The sequence below is a fragment of the Sulfurimonas sp. genome (assembly GCF_028694605.1).
Lineage (GTDB): Bacteria > Campylobacterota > Campylobacteria > Campylobacterales > Sulfurimonadaceae > Sulfurimonas.
Map to the genome: position 1 here is coordinate 194,222 of NZ_JAQVKP010000001.1, position 22,287 is coordinate 216,508.

The window sequence follows — 22,287 nt, forward strand, 5'->3', positions numbered from 1 at the left end:
CTTGTATCCAAAGATAGTGTTTTAGGAAAAGTTTCGATGCTCAAACAGTATAAAGAGGCGATTGAGAAGAGCAATATTATCTCTAAAACGGATGCTGATGGGATTATCACTTTTGCCAATGATGAATTTTGCAAAATAAGCGGCTACAGCCAAGAAGAGCTGCTTGGAAAAAACCACAACATCGTTCGCCATCCATCTGTGCCACAAGAGAAGTTTGAGCTTCTTTGGGATACGATAAGCCAAAGAGAGGTCTATAGAGATACGGTCAAAAACCTTGCCAAAGACGGTTCCACTTTCTATGTAAATACAACCATTATACCAATTCTTGATGAAAATAAAGAGATTGTTGAGTATGTGGCTATTCGTTATGATGTTACAAAAGAGGTACTTTTGCGAGAGGAGCTTTTACGAAAAGAAGCAGCATATGAAGAGTTGAACAAAAGCCTTGAAAAAAGGGTGCAAGAGCAGACACGAGAGCTAGTCGCACTCAATGAAAATCTTCAAAAACGCATAAGCGATGAGGTGGCAAAAAATGAGCAAAAACAGCGTGTGATGTTTTGGCAGTCACGCCATGCGAGTTTGGGGCAGATGCTTGCCAACATCGCTCATCAGTGGAGACAGCCGCTTACGGAGCTAAGCCTTACACTTTTCAATATGAAAAAAGCAGTTGCAGCTCAAAATAGTGATGATTTTTCAAGATTTTACGATGAGAGTAAGTTTGCGATACAAAATATGTCACAAACGATTGATGATTTTGCAAATTTTTTCTCTCCAAATAAACAAAAACACCGCTTCAACGTCAAAGAGAGTGCCGAGGAGGCACTTACCCTTTTAGATAATGTTTTAGCAGAAGAGATGATAACGGTAAAAAAAGAGCTTCAAGACGGTTATGTTCTTGGTGTCTCAAACGAACTCACACAGGTTATCATCAACCTTGTCAACAACGCCAAAGACGCTTTTAACCACAATAGCATTCTTTTGAGAGAGATTGTGGTGCGCGTGAAAAACAACGGCGCTTTTGTGCTTGTTGAGGTGGCAGACAATGCAGGCGGTATATCAAAAGAGAATATTGAGAAGATTTTTGAACCATACTTTACGACAAAGCACAAAAGCCGTGGCACGGGGCTTGGGCTTTTTATGTCGCGGATGATTTGCGAACAGGGACTAGGCGGCACGCTTGATGTTAAAAGCAGTAAAAAAAATAGTATATTTAGTATAAAAATTCCATTGGATAAAGATGAAGAAGAGAACATTAAAAGAGCTTAAAATTCTGCTTGTTGAAGATGAAGAGAGTCTTGCAAGGCTTCTCAAAGAGGCGATTGGAGATAGTTTTCATAGTTTTACCATCGCAAAAGACGGAGTAGAGGGGATGGAACTCTTTAGAAAAATCAAACCCGATATCGTCATCACCGACATTATGATGCCGCATAAAACTGGGCTGGAGATGGCAAGAGAGATACGAGAGGTCAATACAAACATCCCAATAATCGTACTCAGCGCATTTAGTGAAAAAGAGAAACTTTTTGGTGCTATAGATGCCGGAGTGAGCAAATATTTTTTAAAACCATACCATGCAGAGGATATTTTGGAGTATATAAACTCTATCACCTCTAAAATTCAAGACAGAGTAGTGAAGCTAAATGAGTGCTTTGTTTTCAACAAAACGACCAATTCACTCTACAAAAATGAAAAATATGTTGCTTTGACAAAAAATGAGGTTAAATTTCTAACGCTTCTTCTGGAAAGTAAAAACAAAACACTTGATGAAGTCTCCATAAAAGAGAGCTTGTGGGGGAATGAGGCGAGTGATGAGAGAGTGCGAACCTTCATCAAGCGCCTGCGTGAAAAAACCTCGAAAAACCTTGTTAAAAACATAAAAGGTTTTGGGTATCAGCTAATTAGCGAAAGTTAGTCCTCTCTATTTTTGGTTTATAGTGAGGATCTTCCCCTTCTATCGTCCAGAGTTTTTTAGAGAGATAACTTACTGCATTGAAAAAGTTATCGTCTATATGCTCCCAAAAATCAAGATTTGCAAACTCTTTTCTCAAAAGCTCTTTTTCCTCTTCAAATGTTGTCGATACGTCCCTTGATGCAAGCAGAAGAGTTTTAGAACTCTCAAGGTTTGCTAAAACCCAAAGAGAGACAAACTCCTCAGAGTAGTTGTTGAGCACTTTTGCCGCAAACTCTTCAAAATCACTGTATCCACTGCGTTCAAAAAACTCTATAACAAGTGAGACGACACTCTCAAGGTGTAAAAACGGCACCATTGAGAAGAGCTGTCGTGCAGCCAAACCACCTGTCGAGTGCTGCGCACCGATAAAGATTCTTGCTCCTCCCTCCGTATCTCCAAAATTGTTGGTTTTTAAGCCAATAAGCCCGATATCGGTATGTCTATGTCGTCCGCACCCTTTTGCACACCCAGAAAAACCGACCTGTATGCGGTGTTCGTTAATCTTTGCAAGAGGAAGATATGATGTTTCATCTTTGATGCTCCAAACGGCATAAGGACAGAGATTGCCCGCACATGCTACGATGGTATCGCTGATGGCTTTTGATTTTAGTGGTGTCGATGGTTCTTTTAATCCGATAAGATAGATGTTTTGATCCATTCCAAAGCGGATTTGAAGAGAGTTTTTTGTTGCGTATGAGGCTATTTCTCTTATCTCATCCGTTGTGAGGCGTGAGAAATCTGTTTGGTAGCAAAAGCCGAATGTTCCGTCTTTGAGCGGATGAAATTCAGAGAATTTTGCTTTTTCTAAGACAATCTCTCCTGCACCCTGAAACTCTTTTTTATACTCACTTTTTATATGTGCCTTAAGCCCATCCATCCCGATTTCCTCTATCATATGAAAGATACGGGTTTTTGCGCGTGAAAAGCGAGAACCGTGAAGATAGAAGGCTTCCACAAATGCCTGGAAAAAAGGTACAACCTCTTCTTGTAGCAAAAAGATATCCGCATTTTGAGCTACTTCGGTATTTTTTCCGCCCATATAGACATTGAATCCAAAAACTCCCTCTTTTTTTGCCAATGCAAAGTAGAGATCGTTTGCAAAAAAAGAGGTGATATTGGCACGGTTACCTGAGATACCGACTGAGACACGGCGCGGAAGCATTCCCACATAGCGTGGATTTTTGATGATGTGTTCATGCATCTGCATCACAAGAGGGTAGGTCTCTATCTCGCTAAAAGTACCGCACCCGTCATATGCATCCGTAACAATATTTCTTACATTGTCTCCAAAACTCTGCCAAGTGGTAACGCCCAAAGCATTGATGCACTGATGAATCTCTAGCACATCCTCCGCACAAACTCCATGAAGTTGTAAGCCGCCCCTTGCGGTAAGAATGATGGCAAGACCATACTCCTGCACAATATCTGCTATTTTCTGAAAATCATCCGCACTTATGCGCCCTCCTGAGATACGGATACGGATAGTAAATTCATCTTCCAAAAAATTTGTATTAAAGATGCCAAAATCCTGAAGATAGTATCTATCACCCTCGTTGAGGCTCTCAAAATCTATATTTTCAAAATCTTTGTAGTAATCAATCGGTCTAAGCTGTGCTTTGTAGCGTTCTCTTTTGTTAAGTTTATTTTCCATGAGTATATTTTATCAAAATAATAAAAATAAATTAAACTAATTCAGCGAAAGATGATTTTTAAATCATTTTTGAGAAGTGCTTTATTGATTTTATGTTTTGGTTTTGTAAGGTTGCCTATGGTGACACCGGTGTCTAAAAACTCTTGGATGTAATAGATGTTTGTATAGTCACGCTCTTTCAAATCTTGTATGATGGTGTTAATATCCTCTTCATTTAACAAATCAGCGTGCAGTGTGGTTCTTGCCTCAAAGTTTGTTTTTGTCTCTATAAGATAATCAAGTGTTTTGGAAAATTCGTCAAATTTGTTAGAGTGGGTGATTTGTGTAAACTTCGATTGTGGAGCTTTGTAGTCAAGTGCGACATAGTCTAAGAGGTTTAAATCAAGCAGCTCTTTTATCTGTTTAAAGTTTGTACCGTTAGTGTCAAGTTTTATTTTAAAACCAAGCTCTTTTATCTTTTGGCAAAACAGCGTTAAGTCGTGTGAAGTTGCTTCTCCGCCAGATAAAACAACTGCTTCAAGCAGACCAACTCTTGTTTTTAAAAAATCGAGGATATCGTTATAGCCGTACTTGCCGTCTTTGGCAAAAACTATATCTTTGTTATAGCAGTAGTCACAACGCATATTACACCCACCAAACCACACTATACACGATAAGTGGTCGGGATAGTCCAAGTGGGTAAATGTTGTTAAATCGTAGATTGCCTTAGCACTCAGTGAATTGTTTTCTCTGTTTATGCTCACCGGTTTTCCCTACGTTAAAACTCTCAACAGGTCTATGATAACCCATAACTCTTGTGTAAACTGTACACTTTTGTCTTTTGTCTTTTAACATAGCCAAAGCTTCATTCTTACTCATTTTTCCACCTCCTTTTTAAGATGCGACAACAATATCGCTAAGTAGTTCTTCATCACACTTAGGGCAGAACTCATGCTCTCCGGGGATGTAGCCATGTTTTGGACACACTGAGAAGAGCGGAGTGACTGTAATGTATGGAAGCCTAAAGTTCGTGATAACATTTTTCACGAGCTTGCGGCACGCTTCTGTGGAGCTGATTTTCTCTTGCATATAGAGGTGAAGCACAGTTCCGCCTGTGTATTTGCACTGTAAATCATCTTGAAGCTTGAGTGCTTCAAACGGGTCGTTTGTCAAATCTACCGGTATTTGAGATGAGTTTGTATAGTATATGTTATCACCCATTCCTGCTTGGATGATAGAGCCGCCATAGCGCTTTTTGTCCTCTTTTGCAAATCTATATGTCGTACCCTCGGCAGGTGTCGCCTCAAGATTGTAAAGGTTTCCCGTAGCTTCTTGAAACTGAACCATTCTATCTCTGATATACTCAAGAAGCTCGATAGCAAACTCTTCGCCACGCTTGTCGGCGATGTCGTAACTGTCGCTTGTAAAGTTTCTAATCATCTCATTGATGCCGTTTACGCCGATAGTGGAGAAGTGGTTTCTAAACCCCGGTAAATAGCGTTTTGTATAAGGGTATAAGCCTCTTTCGTACATCTCCTGAATAAACATACGCTTCTTTTCAAGTGTAGATTTGGCATGTTCCATAAGCTCATCAAGACGCTTGTAAAGACCCTCTTTGTTGCCTTTATACAAGAAACCTAATCTTGCCATATTGATAGTGACGACCCCGATACTTCCTGTCATCTCAGCACTTCCAAAAAGCCCGCCGCCACGCTTTAAAAGTTCTCTTAAGTCAAGCTGCAAACGACAACACATTGAACGTACATGCCCCGGTTTGTATGCTTCTTCATTTGGAACAAGATTGCCGTTTGCATCGCGCTTATACTGTGAGCCTATAAAATTTTGAAAATATGACGAACCAACCTTTGCCGTATTTTCAAACAAAATGTCTGTGTTTTCTCCATACCAGTCAAAATCTTCCGTGATGTTTACGGTAGGAATCGGGAAAGTAAACGGCTGACCTGTCAAATCTCCCTCCGTCATAATCTCATAATAGGCACGGTTGATAAGATTCATCTCCGGCTGAAAATCTTTGTAAGTCATGCTCTCTAAAGAGTTCACACCTCTTTGTTTTGCCATCTCTTCTAGTTCGCTATCAAGAATGTTTTTAAAAAGATGTACCTGTTTGGATGTAGGAATCTGGTCTTTTAAATCTTGCGGTACTGTCCAGTCAATAGTGATATTTGTAAAAGGCGACTGTCCCCAGCGAGCAGGTACGTTCAAGTTATATACAAAACTTCTTATCGCTTTTTTGATGTCGTTAAATGGAAGCTTATCTTTAAAAGCATAAGGTGCCAAGTAGGTGTCAAAAGAGCTAAACGCCTGCGCACCTGCCCACTCGCTCTGCAAAATACCCAAAAAGTTTGCCATCTGCCCTAATGCTTCACGGAAATGTCTTGGAGCATCACTCTCAACTCTGCCGCGAACACCATTAAAACCTTCATCCAAAAGAACTCTCAAACTCCATCCGGCGCAGTATCCGGTTAAGCAGTCAAGGTCATGGATATGGTAGTCGCCGTTACGGTGGGCGTACCCTTCTTCTTTTGAGTAAACCTTGTCAAGCCAGTAGTTTGCTATGACTTTACCTGCCGTGTTGTTTACAAGTCCTGCATTTGAGTAGCCTGTGTTGGAGTTGGCTTTAATACGCCAGTCTGTTCCCAAGATGTACTCTTCTATGGTTTGCGTGGAGTTGATGTAGGTTGTATCTTCGCTTAGAAGAGAATCTCTTTGCATCTTATGCGTATGGCGGTAAATCATAAAAGAGCGCATGACGTCAAAATAGCGAGCTTTATATAGCTCTTTTTCTATCAAATCTTGGATATCTTCAACGGCTACAACTCTTTTGGTTTTGAGCTGGTCAAGAACATTGAAAAAAACAGTACTATCGTAAGTGATATTTTGGGATTTGAATGCTTTTTTGATTGCATCTTCGATTTTAAAAGATAAAAACTCTTTTTGTGTCCCGTCTCTTTTTAAAATAGTTTCAACCATTGCTATCCCTCGTTTTGTAAAAAAGTGTAGTAGTTTATAGAAATGGAAGTTAAAAAACTCTAATGAAAAATGTCACTGAGGCGTCACGAATGGCTCTATTAATTGCTACAAGGTATAATCACGGAGTTGTAAAAAAATTTAAAAAATTGAAGTTTTTGAAATGCGAAAATATCTGATAACCTCTCGGGAATTTTACGGAGACACTTCAGGAGAGTTTTGTTCAAATTTGTGTAAACAGATGAAAGAACATAAGCCTGAATTTGTTCTTTATCGTGATAAAGGTGCGCAAAATTATGAAGAAATCGCCGCTGCTTTTGTTGCGGAGTGCAAAAAATTTGAAAATATAAAACCTTTTTTGCATCAAGATAGTATTTTGGCAAAAAAACTCGGTGCAAGTGGCGTACATTTGACTTCCTGTCAATTTGATAAAGTAGCACAAGCCAGAGAAATGGGGCTTTTTGTAATCATAAGCACGCATACACACGAAGAGGTTTTAAGAGCGCAGATGCTTGGAGCCGATGCCGTGACTTACAGCCCAATCTTTGCTTCACCGAACAAAGGAGAGCCAAAGGGGGTAGAAGATTTAAAGGAACTTTTAGAGATATGCGAGATAAAAGTTTTTGCTCTTGGCGGTATCGTGACTGAGGAGCATATTGCTGCCATAGAGCAAACGAAGGCATACGGCTTTGCTTCTATACGCTACTTTTACTGAGCATTCCGGCAAGATACCCGCTGGAAAAACTCCATTGCAGGTTGTATCCTCCGCATGGACCGTCAAGGTCGATAATCTCGCCGCAAAAATATAAGCCCTTTATAATTTTGCTTTGCATAGTTTTTGGTTCTATCTCTTTTAAATCAACACCGCCGCGGGTAATCATCGCCATTTTAAAACCGTCGTGTCCGATAACCGTGAGCGGCGTCCAAGCAAGAAGCTCTATCAGTTTTGCTCTTTGCACTCCTGAGATTTTCTTGTAGGTTGTTTGCGCATCAATTTGGGCTAGGCAACACAACTCATTTGATAATGCAGCAGGAAGCAATGTTGTAACTAGCTCTAGTATGGTGCTCTGTGGATTTTTTGTTGCTGCATCTTTGAGATGTTTTGTGATTTGCTCCTCATTCATCCCTTTGGTAAGATTCAGAAGCAGAGGAACTTCGCCGTATTTGCCTAAAAGCGGAGTTATCTCTCTTGCTGCATCAAGTACGACGGGACCTCTTATACCGCTTTTTGTAAAAATAAGATCTCCGGTAGCTTTTAGTTTGTTATATTTTTTAATATCAATACGAAGTTCAACTTTTGCAATCGTATCGGCACGGCAGGCAGCCACCCACTCCTCTTTAACATAAAGCGGCATCATGGCAGGGTGAAGTTGTGTTACTTTGTGTCCCAGTTCTTTTGCCATCTCATGTCCCTCTCCCTCTGCGCCAAGAGCAGGATACCCAAGTCCGCCTGTTGCCACTATAACATTGCGGGCATAAAATATCCCGTTGTTAGTCTCTACGCCTGTTATTTTATTTTGTGAATGTAAAATTTTTTCAACTTTTTGTGATGTTAAAACTTCTATGCCAAGGCGTTGCATCTCATTTTCAAAAGCCGATAAAATTGTTTGTGAAGAATGAGAAGTAGGAAAGACGCGAAAGCCATCAGGTGCGTGTGTTGTAACACCGATACTTTGTAAAAACTGTATTAAAGCTTTATGGTCAAACACTCTAAGCGCATCCTGCATAAAGCGACCGTTGCGACCAAACTTAGCCATAAAATCTTCATTGCCAAGCGTGTTTGTAAGGTTGCATCGTCCCCCGCCGGTGGCTTTGAGCTTTGCGCCGATATGGGAGAGTTTTTCCAAAAGCAAGACGTCTTTACCGTCTCTTGCGGCAGTGATGGCAGCCATCATCCCGGCAGCTCCCGCACCAACTACGATAAGATTGTATTCTTTGCTCTTTTTCATACGTAATTGTAATGAAATTATTTTTGAGTTTGGTATAAAGATTGAAAACAATGTAAAAGTAGAGTAAAATTGCACAAAATTTTACAACCAAAAATCAGGAAAAAAATGCAAGAGATAAAATTAACAGAGTATAGTCACGGTGCAGGGTGCGGATGCAAAATCTCTCCGATGTTGTTGGATGAGATATTAAAAAGCGGTGCCGCGCAACCTTTTTTTGAGCAGCTTCTTGTGGGAAACGAGCATAAAGACGATGCGGCGGCGTATGATTTGGGGGATGGTTCGTCGGTTCTCTCTACTACGGACTTTTTTATGCCTATTGTAGATGATGCTTTTACTTTTGGGCGTATTGCAGCTACAAATGCACTTAGCGACATCTATGCGATGGGCGGCAAACCTTTGATGGCGATTGCGATTTTTGGATGGCCTATCGATAAGCTCTCCTCGGATGTGGCAAAAGAGGTGATTGAAGGCGGGCGCAGGGCATGCAGGGATGCTGACATTCCTCTTGCGGGCGGACACTCCATAGACTCTCCAGAGCCGATTTTTGGGTTGGCGGTAACTGGTATAGTTCAAAATGAAAACCTTATGCAAAACAGCGGCGCGGTCGAAGACTGTTATATCTTTTTGACAAAACCTATCGGCATCGGCATACTGACAACGGCGCAAAAGCAAAAAAAGATAGAAGCGGGTGACATAAATGTGGCGATTGAGGCTATGACTACGCTTAACAAAATCGGTGCATCTTTGGCACACCTAGAGAGTGTTGTTACCATGACTGATGTAACGGGGTTTGGTCTTTTGGGGCATTTGAGCGAAGTGTGCGAGGCAAGCGGTATTAGCGCAAATATCTGGTTTGATAAAGTTCCGCTTCTTGCAAATGTGGAAAAATACAGAACTCTTGGGTGCATTGCCGGAGGGACACGCAAAAACTTTATGAGTTACGGGCATAAAATCTCTCCTATGACGCAGCAGCAGCGAGAAATCCTTTGCGATGCGCAGACATCCGGGGGGCTGCTTGTTTTTGTTAAAAAAGATGGCGTGGATGCGTTTTACGAAGTAGCGCGTGAAGCAGGTTTGACACTTCAGCCAATAGGCGAGAGTGTTGCAAAAAAAGAGCATTTGGTAGAGGTTTTCTAGTGGCTGAGTTTTTTGATGATTTCAAGTCCATTGTTTTAAACAAAACGCCGCTTTTGGATGTTCGTGCGCCTGTGGAGTTTCAAAGCGGAGCATTTATCAATGCTCTCAATCTTCCCATCATGGACGATGAAGAGCGTCGTTTAGTTGGGATTTGCTATAAAAATGAGGGTAATGCAAAAGCGATAGAGTTAGGACATAAGCTTGTAAGCGGGGATGTAAAAGAGGAGCGGGTGAAGGCGTGGTGTGATTTTATAGATGCAAACCCATCTGCACTTCTCTACTGTTTTCGTGGCGGACAGCGCTCTAAAATAGCACAACAGTGGATAAAAGAGAGCGGCAGAGAGATAAGCCGCTTAAAGGGCGGATATAAGGCATTTAGAAGCTATCTTTTAGGGGAACTTGAAGAGTTTGGAAGCCATTTTAACCCTATCATTTTGGGTGGAAGAACAGGTTCAGGCAAAACTATAGAATTAAAAAAACTCTCCAATGCCATCGACCTTGAAGCTCTTGCAAACCATAGAGGCTCTTCATTTGGACAAAAAGTGACCCCGCAAACATCACAGATAAATTTTGATAACAATCTAGCCTACGAGCTAATCACAAAGCGAGAAGAGGGACATAAAAAGCTTGTTTTTGAGGACGAGGGCAAACATGTAGGTTCTGTTTTTATGCCACAGAGCCTTGTGGCATCCATGGCGGACGCACCGCTTGTTATCTTAGAGAGACCTATGCAAGAGCGCATTGCCATAACGCTTGAAGAGTATGTCGTAGAGGCGCAAAAAGCCTACCGTGATGCAGGATTTGAAGATGGTTGGGAGCAAAATATCCAAAACTCCATAAAGCGTATCCAAAGACGACTTGGCAACCAGCGTTATGAATATGTCAATAGACTTTTTGAAGAGGCATTTAAGAAGCAAAAAGAGGACGGCTCATTAAAGGAGCATGAGAAGTGGATAGAGTATCTGCTAAGAGAGTATTATGACCCGATGTACGACTACCAGATACAAAAACGCTCAGAGAGGGTTGCGTTTCGCGGGAACGAGCAAGAAGTTCAGGAGTACATCTTGTCTTTTTCTAACAATGCGATAAACTCATCTTCACACATCGGTTTTGCAAAATAGTAGCCTTGGATAGCGTCACACCCGTTGTCTCGTAAAAACTCATACTGCTCTTTGGTTTCAACGCCCTCTGCAACAGTTTTTAAATGCAAACTCTTGCCCATAGATAAAATCGTATTGACAAGCGATTTACCGTTCTCATTATCGACGATGTCATCAACAAAACTTTTATCTATCTTCAATGTGTCTATAGGAAATTTTTTAAGATATGAGAGAGATGAGTACCCCGTGCCAAAATCATCTACATAAACAGAGACACCTAGTTTTTTTATCTCTCTTAAAGCGCTCAGTGTGTTTTCTACATATTTGAGTATGACACCCTCCGTTATTTCAATTCCGAGCTGAGTAGGGTCTATGCGGTTGTATTCTATGTTCTCTTTCAAATCTTGATACAAATTGCTATTTTGAAACTGTCTTGTAGAGACGTTTATGGATATGCTCAAATCTTTAAAACCAAGAGAGCTAAATCGCTTTATAGCCTGCGTACTGCTTTGAATAACAAATTTGCCGAGATTGAGGATAAAGCCGGTGTTTTCCGCAAGCGGGATAAAGAGGCTTGGCGGTATGAAGCCTTTTTGTTTATGCTGCCATCTCAAAAGAGCTTCTGCGCCGATTATTTTTCCATTTAGAGCATCTACTTTTGGTTGGTAGTAGAGTTGAAACTCATTCTCTGCAAATGCTCTTTGCATATCATTGACAATATCGACTTCGGTATGTACTTTTGTGTTGAGTTCTTGAGAGAAAAAGCTGAAATTATCTCTTCCGTCTCCCTTGGCCTTATACATAGCAATATCAGCATATTTCATAAGATCTTTTACATTTTGTGCATCGTCAGGATAGATAGAAATACCTATGCTTGCCGAGAGTCTTAGCAAGTATCCTTTTATCAACAAATCTTTTCTAAAATTATTGAGCAGGTTGTTGATAGTAGGTACAAGTTCGTTTTGGTCATTGAAGTCCGATGCCACCATGATAAATTCATCACCGCCTATTCTTGCTATAAGAGTATCTTTCGAAACACTCTCTTTGAGCAAGGCGGCAACTCTTTTTAAAAGAGCATCGCCGATATCATGCCCTAGTGTATCGTTTATATTTTTAAAATGATCCAAATCCAAAAATATAACTGCAAATTTTTTGGCATTTTTTTCTGCATCGATGAGTATATTTTGAATCTTTTCGTTGAGGTTCAATCTGTTTGGCAAATCTGTAAGCATGTCATGCATAGAGAGATGAGCCAACTCTCTGTTAAGTTCATTGACCCGGTTTTGTGATTCATTGATGTTGATAGTATGTTCTATTTGAAGCCTTACGATATAACCCAAAACAAAAAGCTCTATGATTACGAAAATAGCATGAAGTATGACGATGTCAAATCCGCAGCCATAGTTAAAAACCATGACAGGCATATCAAAAAGCGAAACCTCGTAAAGCTGGAGATAGTTAAAAACAATGTGGTGTATAATCGTTGTTGCTGCCGCAAATACAAGAGGCATCACGTCTTTGTAGAGTGTCAAAATCGCCATGGCGATAAAGACATGAAAGTGCATTTCAATTCTGCCGAGATACTGCTGTATGAAGATAACAGAAAAGAGCATCATGGCAACTGCTATAAAGTATCTGAAATATCTCTCTCCCTTGAGATGTTTGTAGAGCAGCACCAGAGGTAAAACAATCAAAGCACCGCTGAAAAATCCGTAGTAATATGTAGAGTATTTTATGGATGTGACAAATGTTGCAATCGCCCATTGCAATACAAGCAATCGCAACATAACCCTGTCTGATTCGATATGGAAGAGCTGAAAATTCATCTTTGCGTAGCTAGGAATTTCTGGGAATGAAAATATGTAATTAACTATTTTTTTCACTTATCCCTCCTGCTTCTTTAGGGCACCTCTAAAAACTCTAGCCGTCTTCAGAGGGAATCAAAAAAGATGAGAGGACGCAAAATCTTTTTTGAGCCTTAGCCAACGCTAAGGCGATAAAAAGTTTTGCGGCATATCGCTTTTTTGAACCCTCCCGTAGGGCGATAGAGCCAAGCCCACACTCTGCGTTGCCTCTTTTTGCCTTAGCCTTAGCTAGGGCTGCAAAGAGCCGCCTTGATTGTGAACTTGGCTCTATCGCTGAAGATGGCTAGAGTTTTTAGAGGTGCCCTTAAGTGAAATAATATCATCAATTAGCTTTTTTCTTTGTATGGGATGGGTAGAGTAAATTGATTTTAATACTTTGCTGTTTTGGTTGTTTTTTATAAGGTAAATATTGTCGGTATGGTTAAGTTCCGTATCATCGCTAAGACTTCTGGCAAAGTATAGTTCAAAATTCCTGTCCATAGAAAACAGCTCGCCCTTTGAGAGATAAACACCTTTAAAAGCATTGTTAAAATACTTTGCAAACAGATCCGGTTGAAACGAGTCAACTTCAGGAGTAAGGTTTACAAATATAACATCCACGCTCTCTCTTAGCTCTTCAAACTCTTTGGATTCATAGAGTTTTGACATCTCCTCTAAGATTGGTGTACAGACATCTCTGCATCCAAAATATCCAAAAAAAAGCAGTACAAACTTTTTATCGCTTTTTATAAAATCAGCTTTTACATTTTTTTCAATCACCATAACACCTTGGGAATTTTGGCTAAAAAAGATGGAGTGTATAAACGGGACAGCACTGAAGAATAGAAGCAAGACAAAGAAGAGGGCTGCTTTATATTTTATACTCAATTTGTATTACTCTTGTGATGAAAAATCTTTTTTTTGTAGCATCACATATAGAGTGACTGTTGTGAAAAAGAAAATAGCCGTCATAACTGCAAAAATATTTAGAAGGACTGTTCTGTTTTTTTCGATAAAATCCTTGTCTTTGCCTAATATGGTAGAGTTTCTTGCGATATACTCAGAGAGTATCACTCTTGCTTCCACCAGCTCTTTTGAGTTGAAAATATATAAATTTGGGCTCTTTAGCAGAGAAGCTACATTTTTTAGCGTTTTTTCATCAAGATAGCGCAGCACTAGTTTCGCAGCCTCTTCGCCTTGCCGCAAACCGCTTGTTACATAACCGCCCACAACGCCCTTGTGCATATAAGCGTCTTCCATGCTCATGATGACAAGTTCTTTGTTTTGTTTCATTCTTCGTATGGACTCTTGTGGTAAAAGCAGACTCTTTTTTTCATCTTTTATATTGCCGATGGTTGTTAAAATAACAAAAGTTTTCGATTTGTTTGGCAGTTGGCTCTCAATCTTTGAAATCTCATCCTCGCCGATATAGTGAAATTTCAAATTTGCAAAAACAGCCTCTTGGGTTTGAATCTCTTTTTTTATAAACTCATAGGTGTTTGAGTTGTCACCGACAATGTAAATATCTCTTGTCTGCGGAGAAAACTGCTTTATTAGCTCTATGTTTGGTTTTATCTCTTTTAGCTCATACACGCCTGCATAGATGTCGTTTGGAAGTTTTTCATGCATACCCAAATCGTTAATACCGGAAAAAAACACAGGTATTTTGTTTGTACTGTTTTGAAAAAGTTTCTCATAATGCTCATGCACAAAACGAAGAGCGTTGTCATCAGAAACATAGATAAGACTCGGAGTTGCATCAGCGTATTTTGTTTGTAGATATTCGATAAATTTGTTTTGATACTCAGGAGTAAAATCTACGCGTTTTGTATCAAGATATTCACTGTAAATTTCAAACTCCTGAGTGTTTTGCTCAAGCGTTGAGACAAAAGAGGAGTGTTGGTTTTTTGTCCATTCATACTCTTGAGAGTAGGAGTGCAGAGCAAAAATCCTTATTTTTTGTGAACCATAGAGCGCATATGCAAGACAAAATAGAAGAAAAAATATTTTTAACAAAGACTAACCCGCCTGAGTGATTTTGTCGTATCATATCAGAGAATGGATTAAATTTTTTTATGCACAACACTTTTTATACTTTTTGCCGCTTTGGCATGGACATGGGTCGTTGCGCTCTATCTTGGAGTTGAAAATTTTTCCATCTTTATAGAGCCAATTCCCTTCTTCACAGATAAAATTGCTCTTTTCATGCTGTACTTTTATGCCATTGCCATCTTTATAGTAAGCTCTAAACTCCACCGTCTGCTCTTTTGACGCAACGACCTCAAGCCCAAGCCACTCCACACTTTTTGCATACTCTTCTATGAGTGCTACATCATCCTCATAGCGATTCTCTTTTGTTGTTGTTTTTACTATGTAAGCACCGTTGCCCACCACATAAGCGCTATATCTGCTACGCATAAGCTCTTCGGGTGTTTTAGGCAACGCTTTATCCTCCAAAAAAGGTTCACAACACTTGCTAAAAGGTTTTTTACTGCCGCAATAACACTTCATACAGTCTCCATAAATTTTTCTTTATTATTGTACAATTTTTCAAAAAAAAGAGGTAAAAATGCACAAAACATTTGGTGAAGCGATGGATTTTAGGCATGCGTGCAAGATTTTTGATGAGAATAAAAAGATATCCGACAAAGAGATAAGAGAGATACTAGAAGCTGGACGCAAGTCGCCGTCCTCTTTTGGGATGGAGCCGTGGAAGTTTTTGGTTGTCACAAATGAGGAGCTAAAAGCCAAACTCCAACCATTTTGCTGGAATCAGCCACAAATCACGACTTGTTCGCATTTGGTGGTTGTCTTAGCGGCAATCGAGAGTTTGCGAGTGGAGTCGGGAGTGCCTGCAAAGAGGTTCCAAAGAAGAGCGATGCCAAAAGAGAAGTTTGATTTTTATATAGATTTGTACGCAAAACATCTTGAAAAAACACTCTCAAACGATGCAAATACACTTTGCTGGAGTGCAAGACAGACCTATATCGCCGCTGCAAATATGATGACATGTGCCGCAACACTTGGCATCGACAGTTGCCCGATGGAGGGGTTTGAAAAAGAACATGTTGAGGAGCTTCTAGGACTTGATACTAAAGTATATCAACTTTCACTTATTATTCCTTTTGGCTACAGGGTAAACGAACAATCAGCGCAGTTACGACTCTCTTTTGATGAAGTTGTTGAGTTTATAGAATAGGTTTCTTATGATGCAAAAGTTAATGAATTTGGTTGCGGAAGCCGGATTTGAACCTGCGACCTTCGGGTTATGAGCCGTATTTAATTATATTTTCTATAATCCTTAAAGAACAAAAACAATCCTCAAACTACCACGAATAGGGCTTTACATCAAATTGCTATTTTTTCTATATTCCGTTAAAATTACAATAAAATTTATTGTAGGTTGGAAATAGGTTGGAAAAAAATGTCAAGAAAAAGAACTAAATTTACAGGTGTTTATTATCGCGAAACTACTACAAATGAAAAGCCTGACAAAACATATTATATCACATTCAAGAATGCTCAAAATAAAATGCAAGAGTTAAAAATAGGAAAATTTAGCGAGGGCATAAGAGAACAGTATTGTAATTTAAAAAGAAACGAGATTTTAACGAAACTTAGACTTGGCGAAGAGGTACATTTAAAGCATAGGCAAAAAGATAAAATCTATTTAAAAGATATCGCCGAGGAATACTTTAACACCAGAACAGATAGTGAGAGTAAAAATAAAGATATCTCTTCATATAAAAAACATCTTCTCTCATATTTTGAAAATACAGACTTAAGCACTATTGACAAAAAAGATATACAACTTTTCAAAAAGATAAAACTTGAAACACCATTAGCTCCAAAAACTGTAAACAACATATTAACGCTGCTTGGCACTATAATAAAATATGGCATTAGTGAAGAGCTGCTTACAAACGATATTTCAAAGTTTATAAAAAAAGACAATATTGATAATGACAGAGAAAGGTTTTTAACCGTCAGCGAGATAAATAAACTTTATAAAGCGGTTGAAGATGATAAACGATTGTATCTCTTTTGCAAGTTATCTTTAACTACAGGTGCAAGACTTGCTTCTACTATGAACATAAGAAAAAAAGATATAAATTTTACACATAAAATTATCACACTAAAAGACTTTAAAAACAATACTACATATAAAGCCTTTCTGAAAGATGATGTTGTGGAGCTATTAAAAGACTATACAGCAGATATAGACCATTCTGAAAAACTATTTGATGTCAACAATACTACAATTCAAAAGCCTATAAGAGAGATATTGAATGATTTGTTTAATAAAAAAGTAGATACAAGCGATAGAAAAAACAGAGTAGTAGTTCACTCACTAAGACATACTTTTGCTTCACACCTTGCAATCAATGGAACGCCTATTTTTACTATTCAAAAACTCATGAATCATAAAGATATAAAAATGACTTTAAGATATGCAAAACTAGCTGATCACAGTGGTAGAAATGAAGTGGATAATTTAGAGTTTTAAAAATTGACTTTGTGTATCTTTTTTGATACAATCACAGACATAAGGACTGGAATGAACAAGATAATAGCCGTTAGATTTTATAAGACAGAATCAGGCAATGAGCCAGTTAAGGAGTGGCTCCTTTCTTTAGATAAAGAAGAGAGAAAAATCATAGGCACAGATATTCAAACTGTAGAGTTTGGATTTCCTATTGGTATGCCTTTGGTTAAAAAAATCGATACAAAGCATAAACTTTGGGAAGTTAGAAGCAGTCTTAACTCAGATAAAATTGCAAGAGTCATTTTTACGATTTACAAAGATTGTATGATTTTGTTGCATGGTTTTATAAAAAAAGAGCAAAAACTGCCTGAAAAAGATAAAAACATAGCAATAAATAGAAGAAGAAAAATTGACACAGGGGAATGTGATGAAGAATAAACATATTGGAAGTGATTTTGGCGACTTTTTAAAAGAAGAAGGCATCTATGAAGAAGCTAATGATATAGCAATTAAAAGAGTGATTGCCTATCAGCTTGAACAAGAGATGAAAGCTCAAAATATCACTAAAACAAAAATGGCACAAATGATGCACACAAGCAGAGCTGTAGTAAATAGATTGCTAAGTCCTGATAACAGTTCATTGACTCTAAATACATTGGAAGCTGCAACAAACGCTTTAGGAAAAAAATTAAATATATCAATAGCTTAGAAAATTGGTAATAAGCTTTTAAATAATCAGTATATAATCAAATAATAAGTATCTTAAGCCTTTTGTAAGTTATAAAGGATTATAATTACATTATATCAATTATGTAAAGGCTATAAAACAATGAATAGTATAACACACAATATGTCAAAGGAAAAAATAGAAGATTCTCTATTTATTTTTTTATTTGAGAATTACAATGAGTATAAAAACGGTACTCTAAGTGATGAAAAACTAGAAAAGCTAAACGAGGCATTACCCAATTGGATTGAACATGTAGAAAATGAGCTACAAAAAGATTTTGATAGGATGGTTGATTATATTGCATTTAGGAATGGAACAATAGATTCTACGATTGTAAAATTACTCAACGACGCAAATGAAAACTGGCAAACTGAAATAGAGGAAGCCATAAGAGTTGCTTACAGAGTAGCTTGAGAGGGCTTAAATCCCCTTCTTACAAAAGAAATATTGTCACAATAATGTCAAAAAAGCGAATGATTTAAGTTGAAAAGTTATTTTTATAGAAAAAATGTTCTATATTCATCAATTATTTCAATATTACGTTATTAACATTAATTATCAACTAAGTGTAAATCGCCATCCGATTTAATATAATTTTAACATACAAATTACTGAACGGGGTACTAAGTTGTAGGCTCTCCCCAAGGGCCAAGGAGACTCCCAGTCTCCCGTTGAGTAATTTAAAAGATACAACTTAGTACCTTGTGTCTCGCTCACCAATAGAATTAATCAAAACACAAAAAAGATAGACAGTACAACTATCAAAGCTTTAAAACACTTATGACACAAAAAGGAGTTTTGAAGTAGTAAATATGAAAGACTCTATCAATCTGGAACTAAGTTTGGCGACCAGTGAAGATTGATAAAGCTTGGCACATAAAGGTTATGTGGTATTCGCAATTATACCACAACTTTATTAAATCCATTCATATTTTTTAAAATTGTCAAAATAAATAGTAGTGGTAGAGGTTAGGACTGCGGGGTTGCAAATCCCTTAAAAAATGACACTAACTGGAGCTGGCGTAGTTGTATGTAAACCCATAAATGGAACTTGTGTTGCATACTTAAAACCAGCGGTATAAAACTAAAGTCACTTGAATGCAAATCAAGTAAAAAAAGCAGAATAGACCAAATGTACAGAGTGTGAGGCGGTAAGCGGTTCAATTCACTCTGGAGATACCCGTAGTTGAGCTAAGACTCAAGTAGTGACTCCCTTTATGTCGGCAATAGTGGCTATGATACGCTGCTTAAGCTGTAAGATATAAAGGTTATGGATAAGGGCTACCGTCCATATAATAAGCCTCGGAGAATGAGTACAACATTAACCGATATGTCTTTTTTAAGGCAGAAACTACCCCTTGTAAAAGAATAATTGGCGTTGACAAAAGTTATTTTTTTATAAGGGGTAGTTATGTCTATTTCGGAACTACCCGCACATACGAACAAACTTTAGAGGGTTTAAAAAAGAAAAAGATTGAAAAATAGAACATAACGAGATAAAAAAGATGGTTGAAACTATCTATATTTCTTATCTATTTTTTCAAAATTCATAAGAAAATATGAATCAAACATCTCATCACTCCAACCATCATGTGCATATTGGTAATCAATACTATTATTTTTATACTCGTATGGTATATTTATTTTTTGTAGCTCAAGTTGTAAATTATCATATTCATATTTTATATCTTTTAATCTTAGACTAAAAAACCAATAGTCTAATTTGTCAATATTTATGTCTTTTAAAGCAACAAAAGCTATAAGATATGAATAATACATGCTTAAAATGTTATTTTCGTTTCTTTTGCAAAGCAGATTTCTATAAAACATATCTCTTTTTTTGCAGTTTTCACTATTTTTACATTTATTAAATATGTTAAAAACAGAAAATTCTACGCCACTGTTAAATATAAATGTACATTTAAACGGTAGTTGTGTCCAAATTGCAAATTTAGCTACACTAAAGCTTTCGATAAATTCAGTTGTTTTTTTTTCAATTTTTTCATACTTAAAATTTTCTATGTCTTGCAAAAAATTAAAAACTTTTACAAATTCGTCTTTAAAGAATATTGGTTCTCTCCATTTAACAGGATTATTACATATATTATGTAAGACCTCAAATATTATTTTTTGAGAGTTTATATCATCAATACTTAATGCATCTAGGATAATTATTTTAAGTAATATTTGAATTTGATTACATTTTTCTATCTCATATTTAATATCGTTATGAATTTTATATCTTGTGTTGAGCTCTTCTGTTTTTTGTACCGCCTCATCAAGACTTTGAAGACGGGAAGTTTTAACAACTATATCAATATGATTGTTTTTAATATACTCTAATTTTAGATTTAAAAATGAATGTAGAAGATTGTCCATATTTGTTAGATTGTTTTTATACCAGCTCTCTATTTGATTAATATCGATAAAAATGGGAAATATATTATCTTTTAATTGATAATAATTATTTTGAACCCCTATTTGTTGATTGCCGCTGCCATATTGATTAAAATTACTCATGCATATTTTATAAAGTAGGCAGTGTAGATATTAACTTAGTAAGCTCTTGTTTAAGCTCTTGTTTTTTATTTAATGCGTTTGCGACACTATTTAAAGCCTCTACGAGTTTTAAAATATCCTCATCTATTTTTGCAGGGTTTGCAGGGGTAGTGCCAAAATTATTAATATTGCTACTATCACGATTATTTTGCGTGCCAATTTGTTGATTGCCGCTGCCACGTTGAGTAAAAGAAGTATTTACACCCCCAAATATCTCACTATATATACCTAATTCTCGACACTTTGATGCGATTGCCTTGATGTAATTATTTTTTTTCCACTGGCTAATGGCTGGTTGTGATGTGTTGATTTCTTTTGCGAGCTCACTAATAGTAAATACATTATAGTAACTCATTAGTTTTTCAATTAACAATTCAGCTTCATTTTTCAATCATAATCCTTTATAATTTGTAATAATCAATATATAATCAAATAATAAGTATCTTAAGCCTTTTGTAAGTTATAAAGGATTATAATTACATTATATCAATTATGTAAAGGTTATAAAATAATGAATAGTATAACACATAATATTGAAGAGATAGATAAAAATTACAACACAAAGGATAAAAAATGAAAATTGACGATGAAACACACATTAAGCTGATGATTAATGAGATTAATAATCTTGACCCAAAATATAAAAAACTAATTGCACTGAATCAGAAGCAAACCGCAAATGCGATAGGAGTGAGCAGCTCAACCATGGAAAGCTGGCGAAGAGAGGCGGTAGGGCCCGAGTACAAAAAAATGGACCTGGGTAAAAAAGGCAGAGTTCTTTATTCAAAAATCGCAGTCGCAGCATGGATGGTCAATGGAAGCGGCACGATTAAAACAGCGTAGCAATATCGCTACGCATTGACGCCCCTACTAAATCTTCAATAAAGCCCTATTTTTAGGGTTTTATCGAGGATTAAAAACCTAGTTACTTGAAATTGATCACAAAGACAGCAGCAGCAGAGCCTAATAACCCCATTAAGTCATATTTATATGTGATGAGCATGGTAAAAAGGGGGTGAGCATGTCGTGATCGCAACCTAACCAAAAAATTAAATTAAATTTGATTTTGCATTTATTACGGTGTTTCCTAAGGAAACAGTAAATGCAGTACAAAATTTAACAGAAAGGTAAAAAAATGAAAGAAGTTGACTGGGATGCCTCCGACGAGGGCGTGGTTGATTTTGAAAATTTAGAAAAATCAGAGAAAAATATACCCTTTAAAAAAGAGCCTACCACTGCAAAACCTAAAACAGGTTTTAACATAAATTTTAGAGATTTAGAGGATGTCGTATCGGCACTCACCGCGGCGGAAATGCAGCTGCAAAATAATATAACCGAGCTTAAAAAGCTTGATAATCTAGCCTCACGAGCCAAAGTAATTGAAAGCTTAGATACCTCTAAAATTTTGGAGCAAATCGAAAAACTCGGCTTTACACAAATTGCGCGAAAAATTACGGACAGCTTAAAAGCAGAACTTGAGACACAAAAAAAAGAGATATACACGAGTTCATCGGCGCTTGAGACGGCGGCAAAAGATATAAGTGTAAAAGCCGAAAACTTACGAATTGTCGCGGATGGCTTCAAAAATTTGGACAACATGCAGGACGATCTCCAAGAGTTCACAAAAAGCGTAAAAAAATGGCGAAACAAAAGCATGTTTATAGCGATTGGTTTATCCCTATTTTTTGGGATTGCGAGCGGTACGATAGTAAGTAATATTAATACTATTTTATCGCCCGAGAGCATACAAAACGCGCAAATTCTTAAGTCGAAATTTGGTGAAATTGTCGCTTTGCGCGACGAGCAAAACCCAAAACTGTATTACCTTGCAATCCCCGAACATAAAAAAATCAAGGAAGTTGTAAGTTTTGTGCAAGACGAAACCAGATACATAAAAATCGAGGCAAAATAAA

Annotated in this window: 21 protein-coding genes and 1 pseudogene; 12 read left to right on the plus strand and 10 right to left on the minus strand. The window is 37.5% G+C overall.

Translation table 11 applies throughout. The features are described from left to right. Nucleotides 1–36: 36 nt before the first annotated feature. Together PHY84_RS00970 and PHY84_RS00975 are read left to right on the plus strand one after the other, a co-directional pair. Nucleotides 37–1,266 (plus strand): PAS domain-containing sensor histidine kinase, encoded by a 1,230-nt coding sequence (locus tag PHY84_RS00970; RefSeq protein ID WP_299857035.1) that lies wholly within the window; start codon nucleotides 37–39, stop codon nucleotides 1,264–1,266. Next, a complete protein-coding gene (locus PHY84_RS00975) occupies nucleotides 1,238–1,912 on the plus strand; it encodes a response regulator transcription factor (protein ID WP_299856791.1) in 675 nt (224 codons plus the stop codon). The genes PHY84_RS00970 and PHY84_RS00975 overlap by 29 nt, the downstream gene beginning before the upstream one ends. Here the strand turns inward: PHY84_RS00975 and PHY84_RS00980 are convergent. The 3 genes and pseudogenes from PHY84_RS00980 to PHY84_RS00990 all read right to left on the minus strand — a co-directional run bounded on the left by PHY84_RS00980 (nucleotide 1,899) and on the right by PHY84_RS00990 (nucleotide 6,572). Further along, on the minus strand, nucleotides 1,899–3,602 hold the full coding sequence (locus PHY84_RS00980; protein ID WP_299856793.1) for a nitrite/sulfite reductase: 1,704 nt from the start codon (nucleotides 3,600–3,602) through the stop codon (nucleotides 1,899–1,901). The two genes, PHY84_RS00975 and PHY84_RS00980, sit on opposite strands and share 14 nt — an antisense overlap. A gap of 41 nt (nucleotides 3,603–3,643) precedes the next feature. Next, nucleotides 3,644–4,345: an anaerobic ribonucleoside-triphosphate reductase activating protein gene (locus PHY84_RS00985; protein ID WP_299856795.1), complete on the minus strand. Its 702-nt coding sequence runs from the start codon at nucleotides 4,343–4,345 to the stop codon at nucleotides 3,644–3,646. After that, nucleotides 4,308–6,572 (minus strand): annotated as a pseudogene (locus PHY84_RS00990) (ribonucleoside triphosphate reductase). Before PHY84_RS00990 ends, PHY84_RS00985 begins: the two are co-directional and overlap by 38 nt. A gap of 160 nt (nucleotides 6,573–6,732) precedes the next feature. On the opposite strand from PHY84_RS00990, the gene PHY84_RS00995 reads away from it, so the two are divergent. After that, complete coding sequence (locus PHY84_RS00995) at nucleotides 6,733–7,284, plus strand: thiamine phosphate synthase (protein ID WP_299856797.1); 552 nt, start codon at nucleotides 6,733–6,735, stop codon at nucleotides 7,282–7,284. Here PHY84_RS00995 and PHY84_RS01000 read toward each other — a convergent pair. After that, a complete protein-coding gene (locus tag PHY84_RS01000; RefSeq protein ID WP_299856799.1) occupies nucleotides 7,265–8,518 on the minus strand; it encodes an NAD(P)/FAD-dependent oxidoreductase in 1,254 nt (417 codons plus the stop codon). The two genes, PHY84_RS00995 and PHY84_RS01000, sit on opposite strands and share 20 nt — an antisense overlap. Before the next feature lie 105 nt (nucleotides 8,519–8,623). Here PHY84_RS01000 and selD point away from each other — a divergent pair, with 105 nt between their 5' ends. Further along, a complete protein-coding gene (gene selD / locus PHY84_RS01005; protein WP_299856801.1) occupies nucleotides 8,624–9,655 on the plus strand; it encodes a selenide, water dikinase SelD in 1,032 nt (343 codons plus the stop codon). Beyond that, complete coding sequence (mnmH, locus tag PHY84_RS01010; protein ID WP_299856803.1) at nucleotides 9,655–10,776, plus strand: tRNA 2-selenouridine(34) synthase MnmH; 1,122 nt, start codon at nucleotides 9,655–9,657, stop codon at nucleotides 10,774–10,776. The genes selD and mnmH overlap by 1 nt, the downstream gene beginning before the upstream one ends. Here mnmH and PHY84_RS01015 read toward each other — a convergent pair. The 4 genes from PHY84_RS01015 to PHY84_RS01030 all read right to left on the minus strand — a co-directional run bounded on the left by PHY84_RS01015 (nucleotide 10,707) and on the right by PHY84_RS01030 (nucleotide 15,110). Beyond that, nucleotides 10,707–12,638, minus strand: coding sequence for an EAL domain-containing protein (locus PHY84_RS01015; RefSeq protein WP_299856805.1), 1,932 nt, complete (start codon nucleotides 12,636–12,638; stop codon nucleotides 10,707–10,709). The two genes, mnmH and PHY84_RS01015, sit on opposite strands and share 70 nt — an antisense overlap. A gap of 249 nt (nucleotides 12,639–12,887) precedes the next feature. Continuing rightward, entirely contained in the window at nucleotides 12,888–13,382 is a 495-nt protein-coding gene (locus PHY84_RS01020; RefSeq protein WP_299856807.1) for an SCO family protein, read from the minus strand. Between the two features lie 111 nt (nucleotides 13,383–13,493). Beyond that, nucleotides 13,494–14,615 carry an ABC transporter substrate binding protein gene (locus PHY84_RS01025; protein ID WP_299856809.1) on the minus strand — a complete coding sequence of 374 codons (1,122 nt, stop codon included), beginning with the start codon at nucleotides 14,613–14,615 and terminating at the stop codon, nucleotides 13,494–13,496. A gap of 57 nt (nucleotides 14,616–14,672) precedes the next feature. Beyond that, nucleotides 14,673–15,110, minus strand: a complete 438-nt coding sequence (locus tag PHY84_RS01030; protein WP_299856811.1) for a YchJ family protein — start codon at nucleotides 15,108–15,110, stop codon at nucleotides 14,673–14,675. Between the two features lie 58 nt (nucleotides 15,111–15,168). Between PHY84_RS01030 and PHY84_RS01035 the strand changes: the two genes are divergently transcribed. The 5 genes from PHY84_RS01035 (at nucleotide 15,169) to PHY84_RS01055 (ending at nucleotide 18,229) form a co-directional block, all read left to right on the plus strand. Beyond that, nucleotides 15,169–15,798, plus strand: a complete 630-nt coding sequence (locus PHY84_RS01035; RefSeq protein WP_299856812.1) for an NAD(P)H-dependent oxidoreductase — start codon at nucleotides 15,169–15,171, stop codon at nucleotides 15,796–15,798. Between the two features lie 225 nt (nucleotides 15,799–16,023). Beyond that, a complete protein-coding gene (locus tag PHY84_RS01040; protein WP_299856814.1) occupies nucleotides 16,024–17,106 on the plus strand; it encodes a site-specific integrase in 1,083 nt (360 codons plus the stop codon). A 51-nt stretch (nucleotides 17,107–17,157) separates the two neighbouring features. Next, on the plus strand, nucleotides 17,158–17,523 hold the full coding sequence (locus tag PHY84_RS01045) for a type II toxin-antitoxin system RelE/ParE family toxin (protein ID WP_299856816.1): 366 nt from the start codon (nucleotides 17,158–17,160) through the stop codon (nucleotides 17,521–17,523). Beyond that, nucleotides 17,513–17,794 carry an XRE family transcriptional regulator gene (locus PHY84_RS01050; RefSeq protein WP_299856818.1) on the plus strand — a complete coding sequence of 94 codons (282 nt, stop codon included), beginning with the start codon at nucleotides 17,513–17,515 and terminating at the stop codon, nucleotides 17,792–17,794. Before PHY84_RS01045 ends, PHY84_RS01050 begins: the two co-directional genes overlap by 11 nt. 120 nt (nucleotides 17,795–17,914) lie before the next feature. Then, nucleotides 17,915–18,229 (plus strand): hypothetical protein, encoded by a 315-nt coding sequence (locus PHY84_RS01055; protein ID WP_299856820.1) that lies wholly within the window; start codon nucleotides 17,915–17,917, stop codon nucleotides 18,227–18,229. Nucleotides 18,230–19,330: 1,101 nt separating this feature from the next. Here the strand turns inward: PHY84_RS01055 and PHY84_RS01060 are convergent. Further along, nucleotides 19,331–20,335, minus strand: a complete 1,005-nt coding sequence (locus PHY84_RS01060; RefSeq protein WP_299856822.1) for a hypothetical protein — start codon at nucleotides 20,333–20,335, stop codon at nucleotides 19,331–19,333. Nucleotides 20,336–20,342: 7 nt separating this feature from the next. Then, a complete protein-coding gene (locus tag PHY84_RS01065) occupies nucleotides 20,343–20,765 on the minus strand; it encodes a hypothetical protein (protein ID WP_299856824.1) in 423 nt (140 codons plus the stop codon). Nucleotides 20,766–20,947: 182 nt separating this feature from the next. Here PHY84_RS01065 and PHY84_RS01070 point away from each other — a divergent pair, with 182 nt between their 5' ends. After that, nucleotides 20,948–21,217 carry a DNA-binding protein gene (locus PHY84_RS01070; RefSeq protein WP_299856826.1) on the plus strand — a complete coding sequence of 90 codons (270 nt, stop codon included), beginning with the start codon at nucleotides 20,948–20,950 and terminating at the stop codon, nucleotides 21,215–21,217. 292 nt (nucleotides 21,218–21,509) lie between these two features. Next, on the plus strand, nucleotides 21,510–22,286 hold the full coding sequence (locus PHY84_RS01075; protein WP_299856828.1) for a hypothetical protein: 777 nt from the start codon (nucleotides 21,510–21,512) through the stop codon (nucleotides 22,284–22,286). Nucleotide 22,287: the final 1 nt, after the last annotated feature.